The following is a 19,288-nucleotide window of genomic DNA, read 5'->3' as shown; positions in this document are numbered from 1 at the left end:
TCATGCACCGGGACGCGCAAAGTCGCCGCCCCGGTTCCCCGCACCCGCCCCGGCCTCCGCCCACACCGTCTTGCCGACCACCCGCTCGGCCACGCCCCACTTCGCCGCCAGCGCCTCGACCAGCCGGAGTCCGTGACCCGCCTCCGCGCCGGCCTGCTCCTCGCGCATCTCCGGCCGCCGTTCCGAGCGCGCGTCCGAGACCTCGATCCGGACCCCGTCCGCGCCGAGCGTCTTGAGCCGCAGCTCGAAGTCCCGCCCCGGCACGTACCCGTGCACCACCGCGTTCGCCGCCAGCTCGGCCACGATCACCGCCACGTCGTCGGACAGCTCGCTCCCGTACGGAACACCCCACGCGTCCAGCTGATGCACCGCGAGCCGGCGTGCCAGCCGGGCGCCACGGCGGGTGGCGCTGAAGCGTTGGACGAACTCGGTTCCCGCAAGGGTGATTTCGGCGTTCATGTGACTCAGCGTGTCCGCGTACTCGTACGCTGACCAGGAGTGACACCACGACGCCGTGAAGCTGTACGGGTCCTCCCCGGCGGCTGTACGGGCTGTCGGCCGTGACCGGGTACATAGCAGAGGCGGTACGGGACGGATGGCGAACGCGGAGCGCGAGGAACGGCCGGAGCGGCCGGCCGAGTCGGACGGTACGGCGCACCTGTTCAGGGCGCTGGGCAGACAGATCAAGGTCCTGCGCGAACGCGCGGGCATGAGCCAGCGGGAGCTGGGACTTGCCGCCCACTGCGGGGAGGACCTGGTGTCGGCGGTGGAGCGGGGCGTACGGACGCCTCAGCCGGACTTCCTTGAGCGGGTGGACCAGGTGCTCGACGCGGGCGGGGTGCTGGCGGCGGCTGCGGACGAGGTGCGGGAGGCGTTGGCGCGGTCGCGGACGCGGCATCCAGCTTGGTTCCGGGACTATGCGCGAACGGAAGCGGAGGCGGTCGTCCTTCACGAGTACAGCAGTCAGGCAGTTCCCGGACTGCTTCAGACTGAGGACTACGCCCGTGCCGTCTTCACTCAGCGGCGTCCGCTTTTGGACGAGGTCACCATTGAAAAGCGGGTGGCCGACAGAATTGCGCGCCAGCAGATCTTCGAGCGCTGGCCTGCTCCCACCTTCAGCTACGTACTCGAAGAGTCAGCGTTGCAGCGTCCCGTCGGAGGGCGGCGAGTGCAGCGGCAACAGTTACTGCGGATTCGCCAGGTTGGCCTCATGCGGACCGTCCAGTTGCAAGTGATGCCGACCGACTGCGAGGAACACCCGAGCCTGGGGGGCTCCTTCACCCTGCTGACCCCCAAAGGGCGTCAGCAGGTCGCATACATGGAAGTACAGGGCTACCCAAGACTGGTCACTGACCCTGATGAGGTCAGTGTGTTCGCGGAACGCTATGGGATCATCCGAGCGCAGGCTCTCACCCCGAGGGAGTCCCTGACGCTGATCGAGAAGATGCTGGGAGAGGCATGAGCACCGAGCAACTGCACTGGTTCAAGAGCAGCTACAGCAGCGGCGAAGGCGGAGCCTGCATCGAGGTCGCCTACGACTGGCGCAAGTCCAGCTACAGCGACGGTGAGGGCGGTAACTGCATCGAGGTGGCCACCTCCCCCGCCACCATCCACATCCGCGACTCCAAGAACCTCCAGGCCCCCCACGTCGACGTGGCCCCCGCCGCCTGGTCCGCCTTCGTCGCCTACGCCTGCCGGGGCTGACCCCGATCGGATCGCACGCCACCGGGTCGCGGAAATCCACGATGCGGTACCCACGTCGTGGATTTCCGCGTCCCGGTGAGCCGCGACGTAAAAGCTTTTAAAGGCTGTTGGAAGAGAACTGAAAACCCACCCAACCCGCCTGGCGTCCTCGTCACCCGCACGGGTGAGATCAGCCAACTGAGCTGGATTTGCACCCGGTTGCGTGGCATATGCTCGCCGCACCAAACTTCAGACCTCTGACGGCCCCCGCCGGGACAGCAATCCCAAAACGGGGGCCTGACCAACGCGGAAGAGAACACCTTCCTGATGGCTACCTCGCAGGTTATCGCGGGCCCCTACGTCCCGCCCTCTGGTGTCGAACATGTCAACGTTCGCCACACCGAGCGCTTCACCGTCGTGGGCAACCACCTCAGTCAGCACCCCGAACTCTCGCTTGCCGCACGGGGTCTCGCCCTTCACATCCAGTCGCTGCCGCCCGGCGCCAAGGTCGGCATCAAGGTCCTCGCCGCCCGTCTGCCCTCTGACAGCGAGCACCGCATCGCCGAGGCCCTGCGGGAGCTGGAGGAGCACGGCTACCTGAAGCGCACCCGGGTACGTTCGCCGGAAGGCAAGGTCTACACGCGCACGGTGTCGTACAACCACCCGGACCCGGCCGCCCTCGACAAGGCGCAGACACGGACGAAGACGCGGACGAGGACGAAGGCAAAGGCGATCAAGCCGCGCATCCCCCGCCCGGCCTCGGCCCCGGCCCCAAGGCCCACCCCCGCACCGCCCCCGCCCCCGCCCCCGCCGCCGCACCCCGCACAGCCCGAACCCGAGCCCGCGCCCCTCCCCCGCGTCCCCGCGCCCACCGCCAGGAAGTCCCCGCGCCCTCCGCTGCCCCAGCCGGTCAATCCCCGGCCGCAGCTGCTCCAGGCTGCCGCGCTCCTGCTCGTCGGGCTCCAGAAGCAGGACGCCGAACTCGTCCTGACCGAGGAGCAGATCGACTTCCTCACGCCGGGCGTGGCGGCGTGGTTCGAGCGGGACGCCTCGCCCGCCGCCCTACGCAAGGCGCTCACCGAGGATCTGCCCCGGCCCGTGCGGTTCCCGGCGCAGCTGCTGAGGCACCGGCTCACGGTGTCCCTGCCGTCCGGGCGCTCCCTGCCTGCCGCGTACCGGCCCGTGCCGATGCAGAACTGCGACGGCTGCGACCGCGCGTTCAGGGCGCCGGAGCCGGGCCACTGCGACGAGTGCAGCGGGGCTGCGCAGGCGAACCCGCTGGACAGCTGCGGTTGAATGGGCCGGTGAACGAGACCGCAGCGCTCCGCCTCCGTCAGGCCGTCCGTCGTACTCATGAGGCCACCCGTGAGCGGGTCGCCACGGGGCGCGGCCCGGAGGAGGCCGATGACGTCGCCGGTACGTTCTCCACGGACGGTGCGCTCGGATTCGACCCGCTGCCCCTGCTGCGGGCTCTGCACGAGGCCGGGTCCGGCGCGGTGGTCATCGGTCAGGTCGCCGGGATCATGCACGGCTCGGCCGATCTGACGGGTGACCTCGACCTGCTGTGGGACGGTTCGCCGGAACAGGGACGCGCCCTGCACGAGGCCCTGGCCGCCACGGGCTGCGCGGCTCTGCCCACGCTGGACCGGCCGCAGGTCGAGTACCGGGCGACCGGCGTCAGCGGCGACCTGTGCACTCCGGCTCTTCCCTGGGGCGACATGGATGTCGCGCCCTGCCTTGCCCGGGCCGTGAGCACCCGTGACCCGGAGGGATTCACCATCAGGTACGCCGACTTGGATGATCTGATCCGCATGAGGCGCGCACTCGGCCGCCCCAAGGATCTCCGCCGCGCCGCCGAACTCGATGCCTTGCGTCCCTGAGGAGCGGACCCGCATGACGAGGGCCGTCCTCCGCCCGGCATGGCGAGGGCCGTCCTCCGGCAGTCCCGCCGCCCATCAGTTCAAAGAGCGGTGGCCGAGGACCGCATCCCGCTAGGCTCCTGATCATGAGCGAGTCAACTGCCCTTCCTGATCCGTCTGCCGGCCTGGCCGAGGCAGAATCCCTGCGCTCGGTTCTCGAACGCAACCGACGGACCTTCGCCTGGAAGACGGCAGGGCTCGACGAGAAGGCGTTGCGCGCGACGACGGCTGCCAGTTCGATGACGCTCGGCGGCCTCGTCAAGCATGTGGCCCTGGTCGAGGCGGACTGGCTGGCCGTGAAGCTGGCGGGGCGCGAGTACGGCGCCCCCTGGGACGCCGTGGACTTCGACGCCGACCCCGACTGGGAATGGCGCACCGGGGCCCAGGACTCCCCGGACGACGTCTACACCGTGTGGCGGGACGCGGTCGAGCGCTCGCGCGAGATCGTCGCCGAAGTCATCAAGGAGCGCGGGCTCGACGGGCCGTCGTCCTTCACCTCGCCGAGCTGTCGCACGCCCAGCGTCCGGGACATGCTCCTGGACATGATCGAGGAGTACGCGCGGCACACGGGCCACGCGGACATCCTCCGCGAGGCAGTGGACGGCCGCGTCGGCGAGGACGCGCCCAAGGACTTCGCCTTCTAGGCCTCCTTTCGCCCCTCTCGCCCCGGCTCCGGCGGTCCATCGGTCCCGTTCGGCCTGTCGCCGTGCCTGGGACGGCCGCCTTCGCCGCGCTTCCCGCCCTCGCCCACGCCTCCGCTGCCGTGGCGGTCGAACCCGGCTCCGCCGTCGCCGCCCCGGCCCGCGCCTTCTCCTGCCGGGTCTGCGGTGAGAGTCTGGGCGACTTCGGAAGGGGCGGAGATGGCGGAGATGTCCAAGGCGCAAGTGCGCCGGGCCAAGCTGGAGGGGTTGGAGGCGGGCGAGGTCTGCACAGGCGTCGTTTCAGGGATCGAACCGTTCGGCGTGTTCGTCGACATCGGGGGCCTGGACGGCATGGTGAACGCAACCGAGTTGAGCTGGACTCCTTACGAGGCGATGTCGGACATCGTTGAGATCGGGCAGGAGGTGACGGTCGTCGTCCTGGGCGTTGATCTGCACCGGGAGCGGTGCGCCCTGTCACTCAACGCGCTCCGTCCCGACCCACTCCCAGAGTTCGCGCGCACGCACTTCGGTCGTGTCGTCACAGGTCGTGTGAAGAAGGTGGTGGAGATCGGCGCGTTCGTGCAAGTCGACCAGCACTACGCGGGGCTGGTCCCGTGGCCCGAGCTCGCAGACCACATGTCCCATCCGGAGGAGTACGCCTTGCAGGTCGGCGACGAGGTCGCCGTGAAGGTAGTCGCCATCAACCTTGTGCATCGTCGGATTCTGCTGTCCCTTCGCCCGTGAGATCCCCTGACAACTCCGACCGCAGGGACCGTTGTCCCCCATAACCGAACTGCCCGCACAGCGGCTCTCGTCAAAAGCCGTGTTCAGGGACGTGACCTCGATGCAGGTCTCCCGGCCGGCTGCACTGGCCGCCGGATCGGCGACGCGGACCGTGCTCAGAGAGATCATCGGCGCCGCGAGGAAGGCGGCGGCGGCGGAGGCGCGGAAGATGCTGCTTCCCGGCACAGCCTGCGCCCGTGGACCGGTCCGGATGAGCGATCCCCGCGCCTCGCCCTCTCTGTGCACCTTCGGTCGGCGGATCCCCGGTATCCCCAGAGGAGCCGGGCGAGGCGCAGGGATCTCCGGAACCGTATGCAGGGGCCGTTACTGACGCGTTACACCCCGGCCGGGGCTTCGCGTGCATGCCTGAGCCGGCGGACCCGCAGTGGTGCGGGTCCGCCGGCTCAGGGGGTTCGGGGATGTCAGGCGTTGTCGATGGTCAGGGTGATCGCCGAACGGATGGCGGTGTAGGAGCCCGAGACACCGTTGCCGACGAGGCCGGCCGTGCGGTCCGCGTCGTATTCGTCGAAGGGCAGGGTGACGATCTCGTCCTTCCCGTCACCGTCGAGGTCGGCCACGAAGTGCTCGCGGGCGCCCCAGGCGTCGAAGCCGGTGACGGCCATCTGGTGGGGTTCGATGTCGGCCAGCAGGACCTCGGGCTTGTAGAGCGCGACGAACGTCGAGCCGCTGCGGACCAGGATGCGGGCGCCGTCGGGGCCCGTGGCGAAGGAACCGCCGCGGATTTCGGCGATGGCCCGGGCCTGGCCGTCCAGGCCGCCTGCACCGTAGGTGCGGAGCGAGGCGAGGCTGTTCTCCACCAGGCCCTCGGGGCCCGTCATCCAGTTGGCGAGAGTGGCGTAGCCGCCCGCCTCGGCCTCGTGCAGGAGCTCGCCGGTACGGCCGTCGCGGATCTGGACCATGTTGGTCAGCTGGTTGGGCGGCAGCTGATCGGCGTTGCCGCGCACCACGTAGGTGAAGACCACCGCGTGACCGTCGGCGTAGGGGATGCCGGACGAGGCGAACGTGCCGGCCCGCAGCGGAATCCCGAGCACGCTGCCCTGGCTGCTGCTGGGCGCCTTCGGGGTGGACGACCAGACGGCCCTGCCGTCCTTGCCGTTCAGCGCCACGCCGCCCACGGGGACCGCGGTCCCCGGGTTCATTCCGCGGGTCTGGTACTGGGCGTAGATCCTGCCGTCGGCCGCGGAGAGGTCGGCGAACGCCGGGGTGCCGATCTCCGCCGGGACCGCGTACTGCCACTTCAGGGAGCCGTCGCCGTCGTAGGCGCGGACCTTGTCGGTCGCCACGGCGATTTCGGCGGCGCCGTCCCGGTCCAGGTCTGCGGCGACGACGTTACGGACGTACTCGCCGGCGCCCGCGTTGATGACGGTGCGGACCTTGCCGGTCCGGGCGTCGACGATGGCGGTCGCCGAGCTCGCGGCGACGATCAGCTCATCGCGGCCGTCGCCGGTGGTGTCGGCCTTGATGATCTGGACCACCCGGCCGGGCAGCGTCGCCGTCCACAGCCGCTTCGGCTTCCCGGTCACCATCGACGTTCCGTCGTAGGCGAACAGGCCGTTGGACGAGCCGCCGAGGACGACGTCGTTCTTCTTGTCGCCGTTGATGTCCGTGGTGGCGGCGGTGGTGGGAACGCCTTCCAGCGGCGAGAGGGACTTCTGCGCGCCGTTGCCGAGGTTGTAGACACGTACGTTCTGGTTGGTGTCGACGGTCCGCATCCGCCAGCCGCCGTCCTTGAACGGCTGGGCGTACATCACCGAGCCGACGACGCCGTTCTTCTCCCACTTCACGGTGCCCTTGGCGCCGCTGAGGACGGAGATCCTGGCGTAGTGGGAGGCGCCGCGGTTCTCGGGGACCTGGCGGTCCGTATCGTCCAGGTAGGAGGCGATGATCTTGCCGTCAACCGCCTTCAGACCCCAGGCGGCGGCGACGTCGCCGCTGTCGGTGGTCCGCTTGACGGTGCGGGCCCAGAGCAGGCTCGCGTCGTCGCCGTCGAGCGCGCGGACGCTGTTGGTGTTCATGTCGGGGATCGGGCTGTACGGGGATTCGGCGAGCGTCGACTCGCTGACCGTGTACTCCGGCTTGGAGCTGCCCTGGATGTCGCCGATCTCCAGCGCGAGAGGAAGCGCGTTGATCCGCTCGGTGAGGGTGGTGCGGGTGCCGTCGGCGAGGTCGTACGCGGCGATCTCGTACTTCACGCCCTCCGTGTAGTCCGACTGCTCCAGCGCCACGACGCGCTCACGCCGGGCGTCCAGGCGCAGCTGCCGTACGTAGAGCCGCCCGGCCTGCTCCCACTTGACGCTGCCGTCCTTGGTGTCGATCACCAGGGTGTGGCCGTTGGGGGTCTGGTCGGCGGAGTAGTCGCGGTCCTGGTTCCAGGAGGCGGCGAGCAGTCCGTCGCCGAGCGGCTGGAGCGAGCCCCACTGGACGCCGGCGTAGGCGTCGGCGTCGTGCGTCCAGGTCTGCTTCGGGGTCAGCTTGCCGTCGGCGAAGTCGAAGCGGATGCCGGTCAGGGTCGCCTTGGAGCCGGCCGGGGAGTTCATGTTGGAGAACGCGGAGTCGGCGACGACGAGCGTCCTGCCGACCAGTTTGACGTTGTAGGCGGCCGCGTAGAGCTTCGACCACAGCGTCTTGCCGGTGGCGCCGTCCAGGACCGTGACGAACGTGCCGTTGGGCAGCGTGGAGCCCGGGGAGGTGAACGGGCGGTAGGGCATCACGCCGTTCTCGGCGGTGAAGACGATGTCGTCCACGCCGTCGCCGGTCAGGTCGCCGGTGGTGACGCCGTCGTCGCTGGACATGGAGAACGGGCTGACCGCGTTGAAGCCCATCACCACGGCGGGCGGGTAGGGCTCCTTGCTGCCGCGGGGGGTCGGGGTGATCTGCCAGTCCGCGTCGAGGGACATCGCGTCGCGCGACCACTTCTGCTTGCCGTCGGCGCTGACGCGCTGGATCGGGCTGAGCCCGTTGACGCTGAAGTAGTCGCCCTTCGAGCCGCCGACCGGGAAGGTGGCGGCCATGCCCTGGGCGCCCTCGATGCCGGACTTCCTGGTCAGCTTCCAGGAGCTGGTGGCGTCGGTCGACGCGCCACCGTCCGTCGCGGCGGCGTCCGTTCCCGCCGCGGAGGCGGTCTTGTCAGCGGTCGCCTTGGCCGCCCGGGCAGCCTGCCGGGCGTCGCCCAGGCCGCGCCCGTCTCCGTAGGCGTCGGGCATGAGGCGGCCGGCCATCTGCGCGGCCTGGCTGTCGGTGAGCTTCAGCAGGCCGTTGCCGTCATCGGCGTGGACCGCCGGGGCGGCGCTCAGGGCGAGGCCGGAGGCGACCAGCATGGAGGCCAGGCGCAGGGCCCGTCGTTGACGGTTTCTCATCAGATGTCCTTCGGGGAGAAGCGGAGGGCGGTGGCGTCGCTCAGGACGGTCTCGTTGAACGAGCTGCCGAGACCGTCGGTGCCGGCCTGGTTCTCGATGCCGGTGGTGGCCGAACCGCCGCGCTGCGAGACGTTGTTGCCGATGCCCTGGTACTGGAGCGTGACGGCGCCGGTGGCCTCGTCGAAGAGGACCTCGAAGGAGACGCGCACCGAGGGGTCGGAGACGAAGGCGGCCTTGTTCCACACGATCGCGAACTTCCGGGAGCCGGTCTTGCCGGTGACGGCGGTCTGGACGCTCGACGTCCTGTCCAGGGTCAGGTCGTCCCAGAAGGCCGCGATGACCCCGTTGGGCTGACCGGGCGCCGGCAGAGCCTTGTTGACGTAGTCGCCCAGGCGCGGCTGGAGGAAGTCGACCAGGCCGTTGGTGGTGGCGGAGGCGCTGGTGTAGGTCGCGCCGTAGTAGCGCACCGGGAACGGCAGGCTGATCTTCGTGGAGTCCTCGTCACCGGTCAGGTCGACGCTCTTCGAACCCTTGACCCAGGAGGAGGCGACGGGGGCGCAGGAGTAGGTACCGCCCGCGTCCGTGCGGTTGGGGAGGCGTACGTCGGCCGTCTCGTCGCCGTCGATCCTGAGCGCGCCGGTGTAGGTGCCGTTGCACACGACCGGAGCGGCCGGGGTGACCGTCAGCGTGTAGGCGCCCTCGGCGACCTTCGGCAGGGTGAACAGGCCCTGGCTGTTGGTGGTGACCGCCTCGACGGGGGTGCCGGTCACGGAGACGGTTGCCTTCGCGAGCGGGCGGCCGGTGACGTCGAGGACGGAGCCGGAGACCTTGTGCGTGGACACGGCGGTGAGCGAGATGTCCTGCGTCAGGGGCTGGCCCGTGGTCAGTTCGACGCCGGGCACCGTGCCGGTCGCGTAGCCGTAGGAGCCGGCCGAGAAGCTGTAGGTGCCCGGGAGCAGCGACAGCCGGTAGGAGCCGTCACCGGCGGTGGTCACCGAGCGGGTCGTGGCGGCGCTCGTGGCCTTGACGGTGACGCCCGACAGCGCGGTGCCGGTCGTCCTGTCCGTGACCTTGCCGGACACCGTGACCGCGGTGTGCGGGGCCTTCTCCACGGACGCGAAGATGTCGAGCTTGCCCTCGCCCCAGACGTTGTTCATGCCGGCGGTGCCACCACAGTGGGTGTCCTCGACGTCACGGGCGCCCTGGTTGAGCAGTGCGCGCGTCTCGTCGATCTTGCCGATCAGCGACGGGGCCGCCGACCACAGCAGCGCGACCGCGCCCGCGACGTGCGGCGTCGCCATCGAGGTGCCGCTGATGGTGTTGTACGAGGAACCGGGCCACGTCGACTGGACGTTGGAGCCCGGGGCCGAGATGTTCGGCTTGGCCGAACCGTCGATCGGGGAGGGGCCGAAGCCGGAGAACTTGGAGATCTTGCCGGCGGAGTCGTACGCGCCCACGCCGTAGGTGTCGGCCTGCGAGCCGGGCGGGTGCGTGGTGGAGCAGGTGACGCCGTTGCCGTCGTTGCCGGCGGCGAACGCCTCGAAGATGCCCGCGGAGTTCCAGGCCTCGATGATGTCCTCGTAGAACGGCGTCAGCTGGTCCTTGTTGCCCCAGGAGTTGTTGACGATGTTCGGGGCGAGGTCCGGGCGCGGGTTCTGCCCGTTGTGGTCGGTCGGGGCGAGGATCCACTGACCGGCCTTGAGGAGGTAGTCGTCCGTGCACTGGGCGGACTCGCAGCCCTTGGCCGCGATCCACTTCGCGTTCGGGGCGACGCCGATGCCGTTGCTGCCGACCATCGTTCCCATCGTGTGGGTCCCGTGGCCGTTGTTGTCGCACGGTGCGCCGTCGGCGCCGCAGACCCCGGTCGGGTCGTAGAAGTTGTAGTCGTGCGTGAAGCTGCCGTCGCCGTTGTTGCCCCGGTACTGCCGTACCAGGTCCGGGTGGTTGTACTGCACGCCCGAGTCGACGTTGGCGATGACGATGCCCTCGCCGCGGTCGTCGTACTGCGACCAGACCCGGTCGGCCTCGATGTCCTTGACGCCCCACTCCGGGGCGTCGTCGCCGGTGGCGGAGGAGTCGGCCCCGGCCCGGGTGCGCGACGCGGTGACCTTGCTGTCCGACGTCTCCATGCCGTCGAGCCGGTACGTCCGCGCCTTGACGATCCTGGCCACGTCGGAACGCTTCGCCAGCTCGTCCACGAGCGCCTGGTCGCCGGTCACCTGGACCGTGTTGGCGATCCAGTAGTCCTGATGCCCCAGCTTCTTCTTGTCGAGGAAGGCGGTGAGCGAACGCTGCCCCTTGTCCGCGGTGTCACGCAGCGCCTTGTAGGCGGCCTCGGCCGCCTGGGCGTGGGACGTCTTGCGCTTGGCGGCCGTGAGGTCGGCCTGGTCCTTCAGGACGACGAAGAAGCGGGCGTCACCGCCATCGCGCACAGCGCTCGCGAGTCCGGCATCGATCTTGCCCGATACCGGGACCGGCGGTGCGGAGTCGGCGAGAGCGGGTATCGGGCTGGACAGCAGCGCGGCGGCCGCGGTGAGCGAGGTCGCCGCCCACACGGCGCGTCTGCGCCTGGACGATCGGGGCATGTGCATCGAAGCACTCCTCCGGGAAGGGCAGTTGGGTGCCCGGACCCTAGGAGGCCGCCGTTACTCGTCCATTACAGACCGCTTGATCTCGTAGCGTCCGTCCCGATATGAGTGACCCCCCAACACGCGCCCGCCCAGGATGACTTCGGCCACTCGCTTCCCATCTCGGCTGCCTGGCAGCCTGGTTGCCCATGGCGGCCGACGCCCCACCCGCGTACGGGCCTCACTCGCCACGTTGCACATCCGGTGCGAAGGTCACCCACGCAAAGCACCTGCGCCGCACGGCCGGTGGGACGCCCATCCCCCACCGCCCCGGATCGGCGCCGACCCCGCTCAGCAGCCCGTGAAGGCGAGCCACGAGGGATCGCCGAGGTGTTTGCCGACCCGCGAGGCGGCATCGCGGACGGCGGTCCCGCACCGGGCCACCAGGGCGTCACCGTGGTCCCGGGCCGGAAAGGCCAGACCGATCCCGAAGATCTGCCCGCTCCCGGGGTCCCGTACCGCGGAGGCGGTCCCGGCCACGTCGGGAACGAACTCGTCGTGCGAGAAGGCCCAGCCCGCGCTCCGGATCTGGGCCAGTTGCCGGAGCAACTCGGCCTGGCTGCGCGGCGCCTCGCCGATGGGGTCGAGGACGCTGCCGACGCGCGCCGCCGCTTCGCCGTCACTCAGGCGTGACAGCTTCGCGCGCCCCATCGAGGTGGCGTAGGCGGGCGCTCGCGTCCCGACGGGCGTGTACGCCTGAAGGGTGCCCGCCTTGCCGGTGCGCATGTGGATCACGAGCGAGTCACTGCCGTCGAGCATGACGACGTACCCGGTGTAGCCGATCTCGTCGACCAGCTTCCCGAGCTCCTCCTCCAGGAGCTGCGGCGCCGAACGGGAGGCGCGCACATGGTAGGCCGCCTCGACCACGAGGACCCCCGGACGGTAGGCCCGCGTCACGGGATCCCGCTCCAGGAAGTCGTGCTCCGCCATCAGCGCCAGGGTCCGGGACACCGAGCTCTTCGGCAGGCCGAGCCCGTTGGCGATGTCCATGACGGTCAGATCGCGACGCATGCGCGACATGAGCCGCAGAACGTCCTTTGCCTTGACCAAGCTGCTCATAAGCCCTCCCGGCGCCCTCAATTGCCTTGCACAACACGCTCATACGCGGCAACGGCAGCGGGAGTCAACTCTTGACACCGCCACCACCCCGGGTGGCTAATGTTGCACGAACTGGATCACGGTTGCAGTTTATGCAACTCGCGTGGCCGTCCACAACGGTCATCGGCGTGAGGGAGGACCGAGTGACCGACCAGCAGGCACCCGTGCTGCCGAAACCATCCACCGCGAGCCATCCACGCGCTCTGGCACCGAGCATCCTGGTGCTGTGCGTGGGGGTGAGCCTGTTCGGCGCCGTCGTCGGCATCCAGGTGCTGACGAGTCTCGGCATCACGCCGAGCACCTCGCTCATCGGCGCCCTCGTCGCGATGACCCTGGCACGCATACCCCTGGCGTTCTTCCGCCGCTACCGCTCGGTGCACGTGCAGAACCTCGTGCAGACGAGCATCTCCTCGGCCACCTTCGGTGCCGCGAACAGCCTGTTCCTGCCCATCGGCATCCCGTACCTCTTCGGGTTGCACGACATGGTCGTCCCGATGCTGATCGGCGTCTCCGTCGCCCTGCTGTGGGACGCCTGGCTGCTCTACCGGATGTACGACACCCCCGCGTTCGCGGCGGCCAACCCCTGGCCGGTGGGCATCGCCGCGGCCGAGGCGATCAGGGCCGGCGACCAGGGCGGCCGCCGGGCCATGGTCCTCGGCGGCGGACTCCTCACCGGGGTCCTGGGGGCGTGGCTGTTCGCCCTGCCGATGTCGGCGTTCGGCGTCGCCATGATCGGCGGGATCGGGGCGATGATCGCGTTCGGCGCCGGGCTCCTCACCCTCGCGTACCTCCCGGACCTGAGCGGATGGGACCTGGCCTCCGACTACGTACCGCACGGAATGATGATCGGCGCCGGACTCGTCGCCCTCGTCCAGGTCGGTGCGCTGGTACGCCGTGAGGGCCGGCCGGCGCGCTCCGCCGCCACGGCTGGCGTGCGACGGGAGTCGACGCGCCCGCTCGACGCGTCCGGGGCCGGCCGTGGCACGGCGGTCAGCGCGGGCTCGCTCGGCCGTTCGCTCGGCACCGGCGCCCTGGGCTACCTGGTCATCGCCGTCGGACTCGCGTTCGGCACCGGGATCGTCGCCAGGATGAGCGTGCCGATGCTGATCGGGTTCCTGCTGTACGCCGGAGTCGCGGCCCTGGTCCACGAGCTGCTCGTCGGGATCGCGGCGATGCACTCGGGGTGGTTCCCCGCGTTCGCGCTCGCCCTGATCACCCTGCTGATCGGCATCCTGATCGGCTTCCCGCCCGAGGCGCTGGTCGTCCTCGCCGGGTTCACGGCGGCCACGGGCCCGGCCTTCGCGGACATGGGCTACGACTTCAAGACGGGACATCTGCTCCGCGGGGAAGGCGCCGACCCCCTCTTCGAACTCGAAGGCCGACGGCAGCAGTTGATCGCCGGGATGATCGGCTTCGTCGTCGCGATCGCAGTCGTGTCCCTGTCGTACCACGCGTTCTTCGCCCGCGGGCAGGTCGCGCCCATCAACGCCGCCTACGTGGCCGCGATCAAGGCGGGCATGTCGTCGGGCACCGCCACGCACCTGCTGCTGTGGGCGCTCCCCGGCGCCCTGCTCCAGATCGTCGGCGGCTCCCGCCGACAGCTCGGTGTCCTGTTCGCCACCGGGCTCCTCATCTCCACCCCCTGGGCCGGCTGGATGGTCCTGGCAGGACTCGCCGTCCGGCTGGCGGTGACGCACCGCTACGGAAAGGACGCCAAGGAACACGTGGAGGTCTTCGCCGGGGGCGTCATCGCCGGCGACGCGCTCTACGCGTTCGGGAACGGCGTCTACCGCGCCACGAAGTCCTGACCTCGCCCCGCGCGGTGCCCGGACCCGGATCTCCGGCCCTTCTTCCCCCGCACACCCATCATCCGCATCTCTGACGGAGGTACACCATGAAGCGCGACCTGACCATCGAAGACGTCGAGCCCGCCCTGATCGGCGGCGCGATCCTCGGAGGAGGCGGCGGCGGCATCGTCGAGACGGGCCGCGACGCCGTCCGCGTGGCCATGGAGGTCGGCACCCCGCAGCTGTGGAGCGCCGACGAGTTCGCCGCCGACGACCTCACGGCCACGATCGCCCTGGTCGGCGCGCCGGCCGCGCCCGACCCGATGGTGCTGCCCCGGCACATGCTGCGCACCCTGGAACTGCTGCGGGAACAGCTTCCGGCCGGCCGGAAGCTGGCGGCCGTGCACTGCAACGAGAACGGCGCCTACACCACCTTCAACGGCTGGCTGCACTCCGCCCTCACCGGCCTGCCGGTCATCGACTTCGCCTGCAACGGCCGCGCACAGCCCACCAGCGTCATGGGCGGCATGGGCCTGCACCTGCGCGAGGGCTACCAGTCGCTCCAGGCCTTCGCCGGCGGACACCCCGAGAGCTACGTCGAAGGCGTGCTGACCGGGAACCTGGAAGGCACCTCCGCGCTCGTGCGCCAGGCGTCGGAACACGCGGGCGGCTGGATCGGCGTGGCCCGCAACCCGGTGACCGTCGAGTACGCGGTGGAGAACGGCGCCCCCGGCGCCATCAGCCAGGCGATCGAGCTGGGCCGGGTCCACATCGAAGGCGGTGTCGAGGCGACCGCCGAGCACCTCGGCGGCCGGATCGTCACCGAGGGCACCGTCACGGACTACCGGTGCGTCCAGGCGGGCGGCCGCGACCACGGGCTCGTGTCGCTGGACGACGCCGGGGCGACGACCGTCCACTTCATCAACGAGTACATGGTCCTCGACCACGACGGATCCCGCGTCGCCCGCTTCCCCGAGCTGATCATGACCTTCGCCGAGGACGGCCGTCCCGTCACGTCCGGCGAGATCGGTCCCGGTGACCGGATCACCGTCATGGTGGCCCCGGTGGAGAACCTGATCCTCTCCAAGACGATGTTCATGCCCGATCTGTACGAGCCGCTGGAGAAGGCCATCGGCTTCTCCTTCGCACCGGCCGCCGGGGAGCCCGTCCATGCCTGAGCGGGGTGACACCGGGCTCGATCCGCGTCGGACCCTCGCCTTCTGCCGCGACCTGTGGAACGACTCGCTCCTCGCGGAGCTGTCCGCGTTCATCGAGGTCCCGGCCCTCAGCCCGGCGTACGACCACGACTGGGAACAGCGCGGCCTGCTCGACCTGACGGCCACCGACCTCGCCCGGTGGGCCCGTTCGATGCCGGTCGAAGGACTGACGGCCGAGGTCCTTCGGGCACCCGGCCGCACACCCGTGGTGTACATCGACGTCCCCGGCACCGGCGACGGGACCGCCCTCTTCTACGGGCACCTCGACAAGCAGCCCGGAGGCGAGGGATGGGGCGAGGGACTCGGTCCGTGGAAGCCGGTCTTCGACGGCACCCGGCTCTTCGGCCGCGGTGGCGCCGACGACGGCTACGCCGCGTACGCGATGATGGCAGCGGTGCTCGCCGTGGACGACCAGTCGGCCCCCAGGCCGCGCTGCATCGGCGTCTTCGAGACCGCCGAGGAGTCCGGCAGTCCGGACCTCGACCACTGGCTCACCGAACTGGCGCCGCGCATCGGGCCGGTGGACCTGCTGATGTGCCTGGACTCGGGCGCCGGTGACTACGACCGGTTGTGGCTGGTCACCTCGCTGCGCGGGCACTGCGGCGGCCGGCTGGACGTACAAGTGCTGGACGAGGCCGCCCACTCGGGCGATGCGGGCGGAGTCGTCCCGTCGTCCTTCCGGGTGCTCCGCATCCTGCTGGACCGCGTGGAGGACAGTGCCACCGGCAGCCTCGTCCCGTCGTCGTTCAGCGTTCCGACTCCGCCGGACCGCCGGGCCCAGGCCGTACAGGCGGGCGCCGTGCTCGGGCAGGGCATCGCCGACCGCTTCTCCTGGCACGGCACGACGGGCCCGGTCACCGACGACCCGGTCGAGCTGCTGCTCAACCGCGCGTGGCGGCCCAGCCTCTCGGTCACCGGCGCGCAGGGGCTGCCGCCGATCGACCGGGCGGGCAACGTGCTGCGGTCGCGCACCGACGTCAAGCTGTCGCTGCGGCTGCCGCCGACCGTGTCCAGCGCGGCCGCCGTGCGCGATCTGCAGAGCCTGCTGGAGGCGGACCCGCCCTACGGCACGCGGGTGCGGTTCACGCCCGACACCGTGCTCGCCGACGGGTGGAACGCGGGCGAGATGCGGCCCTGGCTGCACGACGCGCTGGACCGGGCCAGCCGTGACCACTACGACGGCGCCGGCCTCGCGATGATCGGCCAGGGCGGCACCATCCCGCTGATGGGCATCCTGCAACGGCACTACCCGGGCGCCCATGTCCTGGCCTGCGGCGTCCAGGGGCCGGGTACGAACGCGCACGGGCCGAACGAGTCGCTCCATCTGCCCTACACGCACCGGCTGACGGCGTCCCTGGCGTCCGTGCTTCCCTCGGTCTGCGAGCAGGCCGAGCCGGACGCGACAGCGCGCTCCCCGCTCGGCACGGTCTCCGCACCCTGACCGAACGCGTATCCCCGCACACCGCCACACCGCCGTACCGCTGTCGGCGCCGGGCACTCCACCCGACGCCGGCGGCCGGGGCGGTCAAGCGGCGTACCGGGGGCAGGAGCCTCCTCCGTCGATCGTGAAGAGGTCCCTCCGGAGAGCCTGCTGGAGGTGCAGGAGGTCTACGACACGTACTTCCTCGGGAGCGAGGCGTGGGACGGGGCGAGGGCCAAGTAGGCCGTGCGACCATTCCGTCGTGGCCCCTGAACCGATATCCGAGTCCGCCGGTCCGGCCGAACGCCGGCTGGTCGGTGTGGCCCTCAATCCGGCCGCGCCCGTCGACGTCCTGCTGCGGCTGCTCGCGGACGGGCCGCCCGCCGTACGGATGGCGCTGGCCCGGGACCGGGTGCTGCCCGGTCCCGTCGTGGACGCGATCGTGGCCCACCCGGACGGGAGCACGCGCGGCTCCTTCGCCGAGAACCCGTACGCGGATCCGGAGCAGCGGGCACGGCTGGTGGACGATCCGGAATACCGCGTACGGGGGCGCCTGGCCGGCGAGCCGCGGACCGACGACGTGTGCATGCCCCGCCCGCTGCCCGACCCGACCGTCGTCCGGATCATCGAGACGTACGAGAGCGACCTCCTGTGGGAGCTCAACCGGCTGGTCTCACCCGGTCTGCGGCGCGCGATGCCCACCCATTCCTCGTCGAAGGTCCGCATCATGGGGGTCAACGCCTCCTCCTGGGGTTCGCTGACACCCGAGGCACGGGAGGCCCTGTCGGCCGATCCGGACCCGGACGTCCGCGATGCGGTCGCCGCTTCCCGACACTCGTACGAACGGCTCCGCGACCCGGCCGCGGTGCGCGAGGCCCTGCCCGGGCACCCCTGCCATGCGCACACCCACCTGCTGATGTACGGAGCGCTCGCCCCGGACGTCGTGGCGGCGGCGCTGCCACGGCACGCGTGGCTGATCGCCCTCAACGCCGGCCTGCCGCCGGAGACCGTGGCGCTGCTGGCCGCCCATCCCGACCCGAAGGTGCGCACCCGCGTCGCCGCCAGACCCGACCTGGGGCCGGCCGAGCGCGGCGCGCTCGCCGTGGACCCCGAACCTGCGGTACGCCTCGCCGTCTCCGTGCACCCGGCGCTGACCGAGGCGGAACGGGCGGCGATCGACTACGAGGTGGGGCAGGACACGTCGTACGGCCACAGTCCCGTGTACGACCCGGAGTCGCTGCCCGGCCCCGAGGACATCCGCCCTCTCGCGCTGTCCGCCCACCCGCTGCTGCGGCGGCGGGCCGCTCGCCTGCCCAACCTTCCCGCCGACCTGGTGGCGATCCTCGCCGACGACCCCGACCTCGGCGTACGGGTCCTGCTCGGCCAGAACCACCCGGACGCCCCGGCCGCGCTGCTGCTCCGCTGCTTCCTGGAGTACACCGGCTGCGACCGGTGGCATCTGACCGGGCACGGCAACTTCCCCCGCACCGGCCTCGCCCGGTTCGCCGGCGACGGGGATCCGGCGGTCCGACGGCTGGCCCTGCTCGACCCCGGGATGGCCGGGGACGTCGCCGACCGGCTCACCCGCGACCCGGACCCGCAGGTCCGCGCGGACGCGGCCCGCCATCCGCGGCTGCCGCGGGACCGCATCGCGGCGCTGCTCGATGATCAGGAGCTCGCCCGGTGGGCCGCCGCGAATCCGGCGCTGCCGGTCGCGACGATGTACGCGCTGACCGCCGCGGCTGAGCAGGCGCAGTCCTAGGGCGGGCGACTGACGAGGTGGCGACGTGCCGGGCCCCCGCGAGCCCGGCATGACCCGGACGAGAGGCTCTAGAGGTACTCGGCGAACGCGTCCAGCGTCCGCAGCACCTCCGGTTCGGCGGCGGGCGGCAGCTGGAGGACGACCTCCTCGATGCCCAGGTCCGCGTAGTGCGCCAGCTTTCCCGGGCTCGGCAGGACCGCGTACGGAACCACCTGGAGGTCCTTCGGGTCGCGGCCCGCCGACTCCCAGACCGCACGGAGCGCGGGCACCGACTCCGTCAGGCCCCGGCCGCCGATCGGCAGCCAGCCGTCCGCGTACTCCGCGATGTGCGCGAACAGCTTCGGGCCCGCCGCACCGCCGATCAGGGTGCGCGGGCCCACCACCGGACCGCGCGGCTCCTGGACCGGCTTCGGGTAGGCGTGGCTCGCCCGTACCGAGCCGAACTCGCCCTCGTACGCGGTGGGTTCGGCGGACCACAGCGCGCGCATCAGCGCCATCCGGTCCCGGCCGAGCTCCCGGCGCGTCGACCAGGTCACCCCGTGGTCGGCCGCCTCCTCCACGTTCCACCCGAAGCCGAGACCCAGCGTGAAGCGGCCGCCCGAGACGTGGTCGAGGGTCGCGATCTGCTTGGCCAGATCGATCGGGTCGTGCTGGGTGACCAACGTGATCCCGGTGCCCAGCTCCAGCCGCTCGGTCACCGCGGCGGCCTGCGCGAGCGCGACGAACGGGTCCAGCGTGCGGCCGTACTCGGGCGGCAGGTCGCCGCCCGCCGGGTAAAGAGTTTCCCTGCTCACCGGGATGTGCGTGTGCTCCGGAAGGTAGAGCCCCGCGAATCCCCGCTGCTCAAGCTGGTGCGCGAGCCGCACCGGTGTGATCGTTTCGTCGGTGAGGAAGATCGTCGTGGCGATCCGCATACGAAAGCACCTCCGTCGTTGTCTGGTGGCGGCTCAAACGTATGCCGTACCGTGCGCAAA

15 protein-coding genes are annotated in these 19,288 nt (G+C 70.9%); 10 read left to right on the top strand and 5 right to left on the bottom strand.

Annotation, left to right across the window (positions count from 1 at the left end; all coding sequences use genetic code 11):
* On the bottom strand, positions 1 to 459 hold the full coding sequence (locus tag ACIQMX_RS33530) for an ATP-binding protein (RefSeq protein ID WP_402483791.1): 459 nt from the start codon (positions 457 to 459) through the stop codon (positions 1 to 3).
* Between the two features lie 136 nt (positions 460 to 595).
* On the opposite strand from ACIQMX_RS33530, the gene ACIQMX_RS33525 reads away from it, so the two are divergent.
* From ACIQMX_RS33525 to ACIQMX_RS33500, 6 genes are all read left to right on the top strand, one after another.
* On the top strand, positions 596 to 1,462 hold the full coding sequence (locus ACIQMX_RS33525; protein WP_402483789.1) for a Scr1 family TA system antitoxin-like transcriptional regulator: 867 nt from the start codon (positions 596 to 598) through the stop codon (positions 1,460 to 1,462).
* The gene (locus ACIQMX_RS33520; RefSeq protein WP_402483787.1) at positions 1,459 to 1,704 is read left to right on the top strand and encodes a DUF397 domain-containing protein; all 246 of its coding nucleotides are present in this window, start codon (positions 1,459 to 1,461) and stop codon (positions 1,702 to 1,704) included. Before ACIQMX_RS33525 ends, ACIQMX_RS33520 begins: the two co-directional genes overlap by 4 nt.
* 306 nt (positions 1,705 to 2,010) lie before the next feature.
* Positions 2,011 to 2,979 (top strand): helix-turn-helix domain-containing protein, encoded by a 969-nt coding sequence (locus ACIQMX_RS33515; protein ID WP_402483785.1) that lies wholly within the window; start codon positions 2,011 to 2,013, stop codon positions 2,977 to 2,979.
* 8 nt (positions 2,980 to 2,987) lie between these two features.
* Positions 2,988 to 3,563 carry a hypothetical protein gene (locus tag ACIQMX_RS33510; RefSeq protein ID WP_363069047.1) on the top strand — a complete coding sequence of 192 codons (576 nt, stop codon included), beginning with the start codon at positions 2,988 to 2,990 and terminating at the stop codon, positions 3,561 to 3,563.
* Between the two features lie 125 nt (positions 3,564 to 3,688).
* On the top strand, positions 3,689 to 4,246 hold the full coding sequence (locus ACIQMX_RS33505; protein WP_402483783.1) for a DinB family protein: 558 nt from the start codon (positions 3,689 to 3,691) through the stop codon (positions 4,244 to 4,246).
* 216 nt (positions 4,247 to 4,462) lie between these two features.
* Complete coding sequence (locus tag ACIQMX_RS33500) at positions 4,463 to 4,987, top strand: S1 RNA-binding domain-containing protein (RefSeq protein ID WP_402483781.1); 525 nt, start codon at positions 4,463 to 4,465, stop codon at positions 4,985 to 4,987.
* Between the two features lie 461 nt (positions 4,988 to 5,448).
* Here the strand turns inward: ACIQMX_RS33500 and ACIQMX_RS33495 are convergent, their stop codons facing one another.
* From ACIQMX_RS33495 to ACIQMX_RS33485, 3 genes are all read right to left on the bottom strand, one after another.
* Positions 5,449 to 8,403: an FG-GAP-like repeat-containing protein gene (locus ACIQMX_RS33495; protein WP_402483779.1), complete on the bottom strand. Its 2,955-nt coding sequence runs from the start codon at positions 8,401 to 8,403 to the stop codon at positions 5,449 to 5,451.
* Positions 8,403 to 10,994, bottom strand: coding sequence for a S8 family serine peptidase (locus tag ACIQMX_RS33490; RefSeq protein ID WP_402483777.1), 2,592 nt, complete (start codon positions 10,992 to 10,994; stop codon positions 8,403 to 8,405). Before ACIQMX_RS33490 ends, ACIQMX_RS33495 begins: the two co-directional genes overlap by 1 nt.
* A 327-nt stretch (positions 10,995 to 11,321) precedes the next feature.
* Positions 11,322 to 12,089, bottom strand: coding sequence for an IclR family transcriptional regulator (locus tag ACIQMX_RS33485; RefSeq protein ID WP_402483775.1), 768 nt, complete (start codon positions 12,087 to 12,089; stop codon positions 11,322 to 11,324).
* A gap of 182 nt (positions 12,090 to 12,271) precedes the next feature.
* On the opposite strand from ACIQMX_RS33485, the gene ACIQMX_RS33480 reads away from it, so the two are divergent.
* The 4 genes from ACIQMX_RS33480 to ACIQMX_RS33465 all read left to right on the top strand — a co-directional run bounded on the left by ACIQMX_RS33480 (position 12,272) and on the right by ACIQMX_RS33465 (position 18,314).
* Positions 12,272 to 13,936, top strand: a complete 1,665-nt coding sequence (locus ACIQMX_RS33480) for an OPT/YSL family transporter (RefSeq protein ID WP_402483773.1) — start codon at positions 12,272 to 12,274, stop codon at positions 13,934 to 13,936.
* An 86-nt stretch (positions 13,937 to 14,022) separates the two neighbouring features.
* Entirely contained in the window at positions 14,023 to 15,093 is a 1,071-nt protein-coding gene (locus tag ACIQMX_RS33475; RefSeq protein ID WP_363069033.1) for a DUF917 family protein, read from the top strand.
* A complete protein-coding gene (locus ACIQMX_RS33470; protein WP_363069031.1) occupies positions 15,086 to 16,573 on the top strand; it encodes a M20/M25/M40 family metallo-hydrolase in 1,488 nt (495 codons plus the stop codon). Before ACIQMX_RS33475 ends, ACIQMX_RS33470 begins: the two co-directional genes overlap by 8 nt.
* Positions 16,574 to 16,814: 241 nt before the next feature.
* On the top strand, positions 16,815 to 18,314 hold the full coding sequence (locus ACIQMX_RS33465) for a hypothetical protein (protein ID WP_402483771.1): 1,500 nt from the start codon (positions 16,815 to 16,817) through the stop codon (positions 18,312 to 18,314).
* 68 nt (positions 18,315 to 18,382) lie between these two features.
* On the opposite strand, the gene ACIQMX_RS33460 is transcribed toward ACIQMX_RS33465, so the two are convergent.
* Positions 18,383 to 19,228 (bottom strand): TIGR03619 family F420-dependent LLM class oxidoreductase, encoded by an 846-nt coding sequence (locus tag ACIQMX_RS33460; protein ID WP_363069025.1) that lies wholly within the window; start codon positions 19,226 to 19,228, stop codon positions 18,383 to 18,385.
* Positions 19,229 to 19,288 lie beyond the last annotated feature (60 nt).

This window comes from Streptomyces sp. NPDC091416 (assembly GCF_044756845.1).
GTDB lineage: Bacteria > Actinomycetota > Actinomycetes > Streptomycetales > Streptomycetaceae > Streptomyces.
This window is presented reverse-complemented; position numbering and strand designations above follow the sequence as displayed.

What these genes read in the sequence shown, in the direction of transcription:
- ACIQMX_RS33475 (WP_363069033.1), top strand. Translation starts at nt 14,023, where the DNA reads ATGAAGCGCGACCTGACCATCGAAGACGTCGAGCCCGCCCTGATCGGC.
- ACIQMX_RS33505 (WP_402483783.1), top strand. Translation starts at nt 3,689, where the DNA reads ATGAGCGAGTCAACTGCCCTTCCTGATCCGTCTGCCGGCCTGGCCGAG.
- ACIQMX_RS33530 (WP_402483791.1), bottom strand. Translation starts at nt 459, where the DNA reads ATGAACGCCGAAATCACCCTTGCGGGAACCGAGTTCGTCCAACGCTTC.
- ACIQMX_RS33485 (WP_402483775.1), bottom strand. Translation starts at nt 12,089, where the DNA reads ATGAGCAGCTTGGTCAAGGCAAAGGACGTTCTGCGGCTCATGTCGCGC.
- ACIQMX_RS33470 (WP_363069031.1), top strand. Translation starts at nt 15,086, where the DNA reads ATGCCTGAGCGGGGTGACACCGGGCTCGATCCGCGTCGGACCCTCGCC.
- ACIQMX_RS33515 (WP_402483785.1), top strand. Translation starts at nt 2,011, where the DNA reads ATGGCTACCTCGCAGGTTATCGCGGGCCCCTACGTCCCGCCCTCTGGT.
- ACIQMX_RS33490 (WP_402483777.1), bottom strand. Translation starts at nt 10,994, where the DNA reads ATGCACATGCCCCGATCGTCCAGGCGCAGACGCGCCGTGTGGGCGGCG.
- ACIQMX_RS33525 (WP_402483789.1), top strand. Translation starts at nt 596, where the DNA reads ATGGCGAACGCGGAGCGCGAGGAACGGCCGGAGCGGCCGGCCGAGTCG.
- ACIQMX_RS33460 (WP_363069025.1), bottom strand. Translation starts at nt 19,228, where the DNA reads ATGCGGATCGCCACGACGATCTTCCTCACCGACGAAACGATCACACCG.
- ACIQMX_RS33500 (WP_402483781.1), top strand. Translation starts at nt 4,463, where the DNA reads ATGGCGGAGATGTCCAAGGCGCAAGTGCGCCGGGCCAAGCTGGAGGGG.
- ACIQMX_RS33495 (WP_402483779.1), bottom strand. Translation starts at nt 8,403, where the DNA reads ATGAGAAACCGTCAACGACGGGCCCTGCGCCTGGCCTCCATGCTGGTC.
- ACIQMX_RS33520 (WP_402483787.1), top strand. Translation starts at nt 1,459, where the DNA reads ATGAGCACCGAGCAACTGCACTGGTTCAAGAGCAGCTACAGCAGCGGC.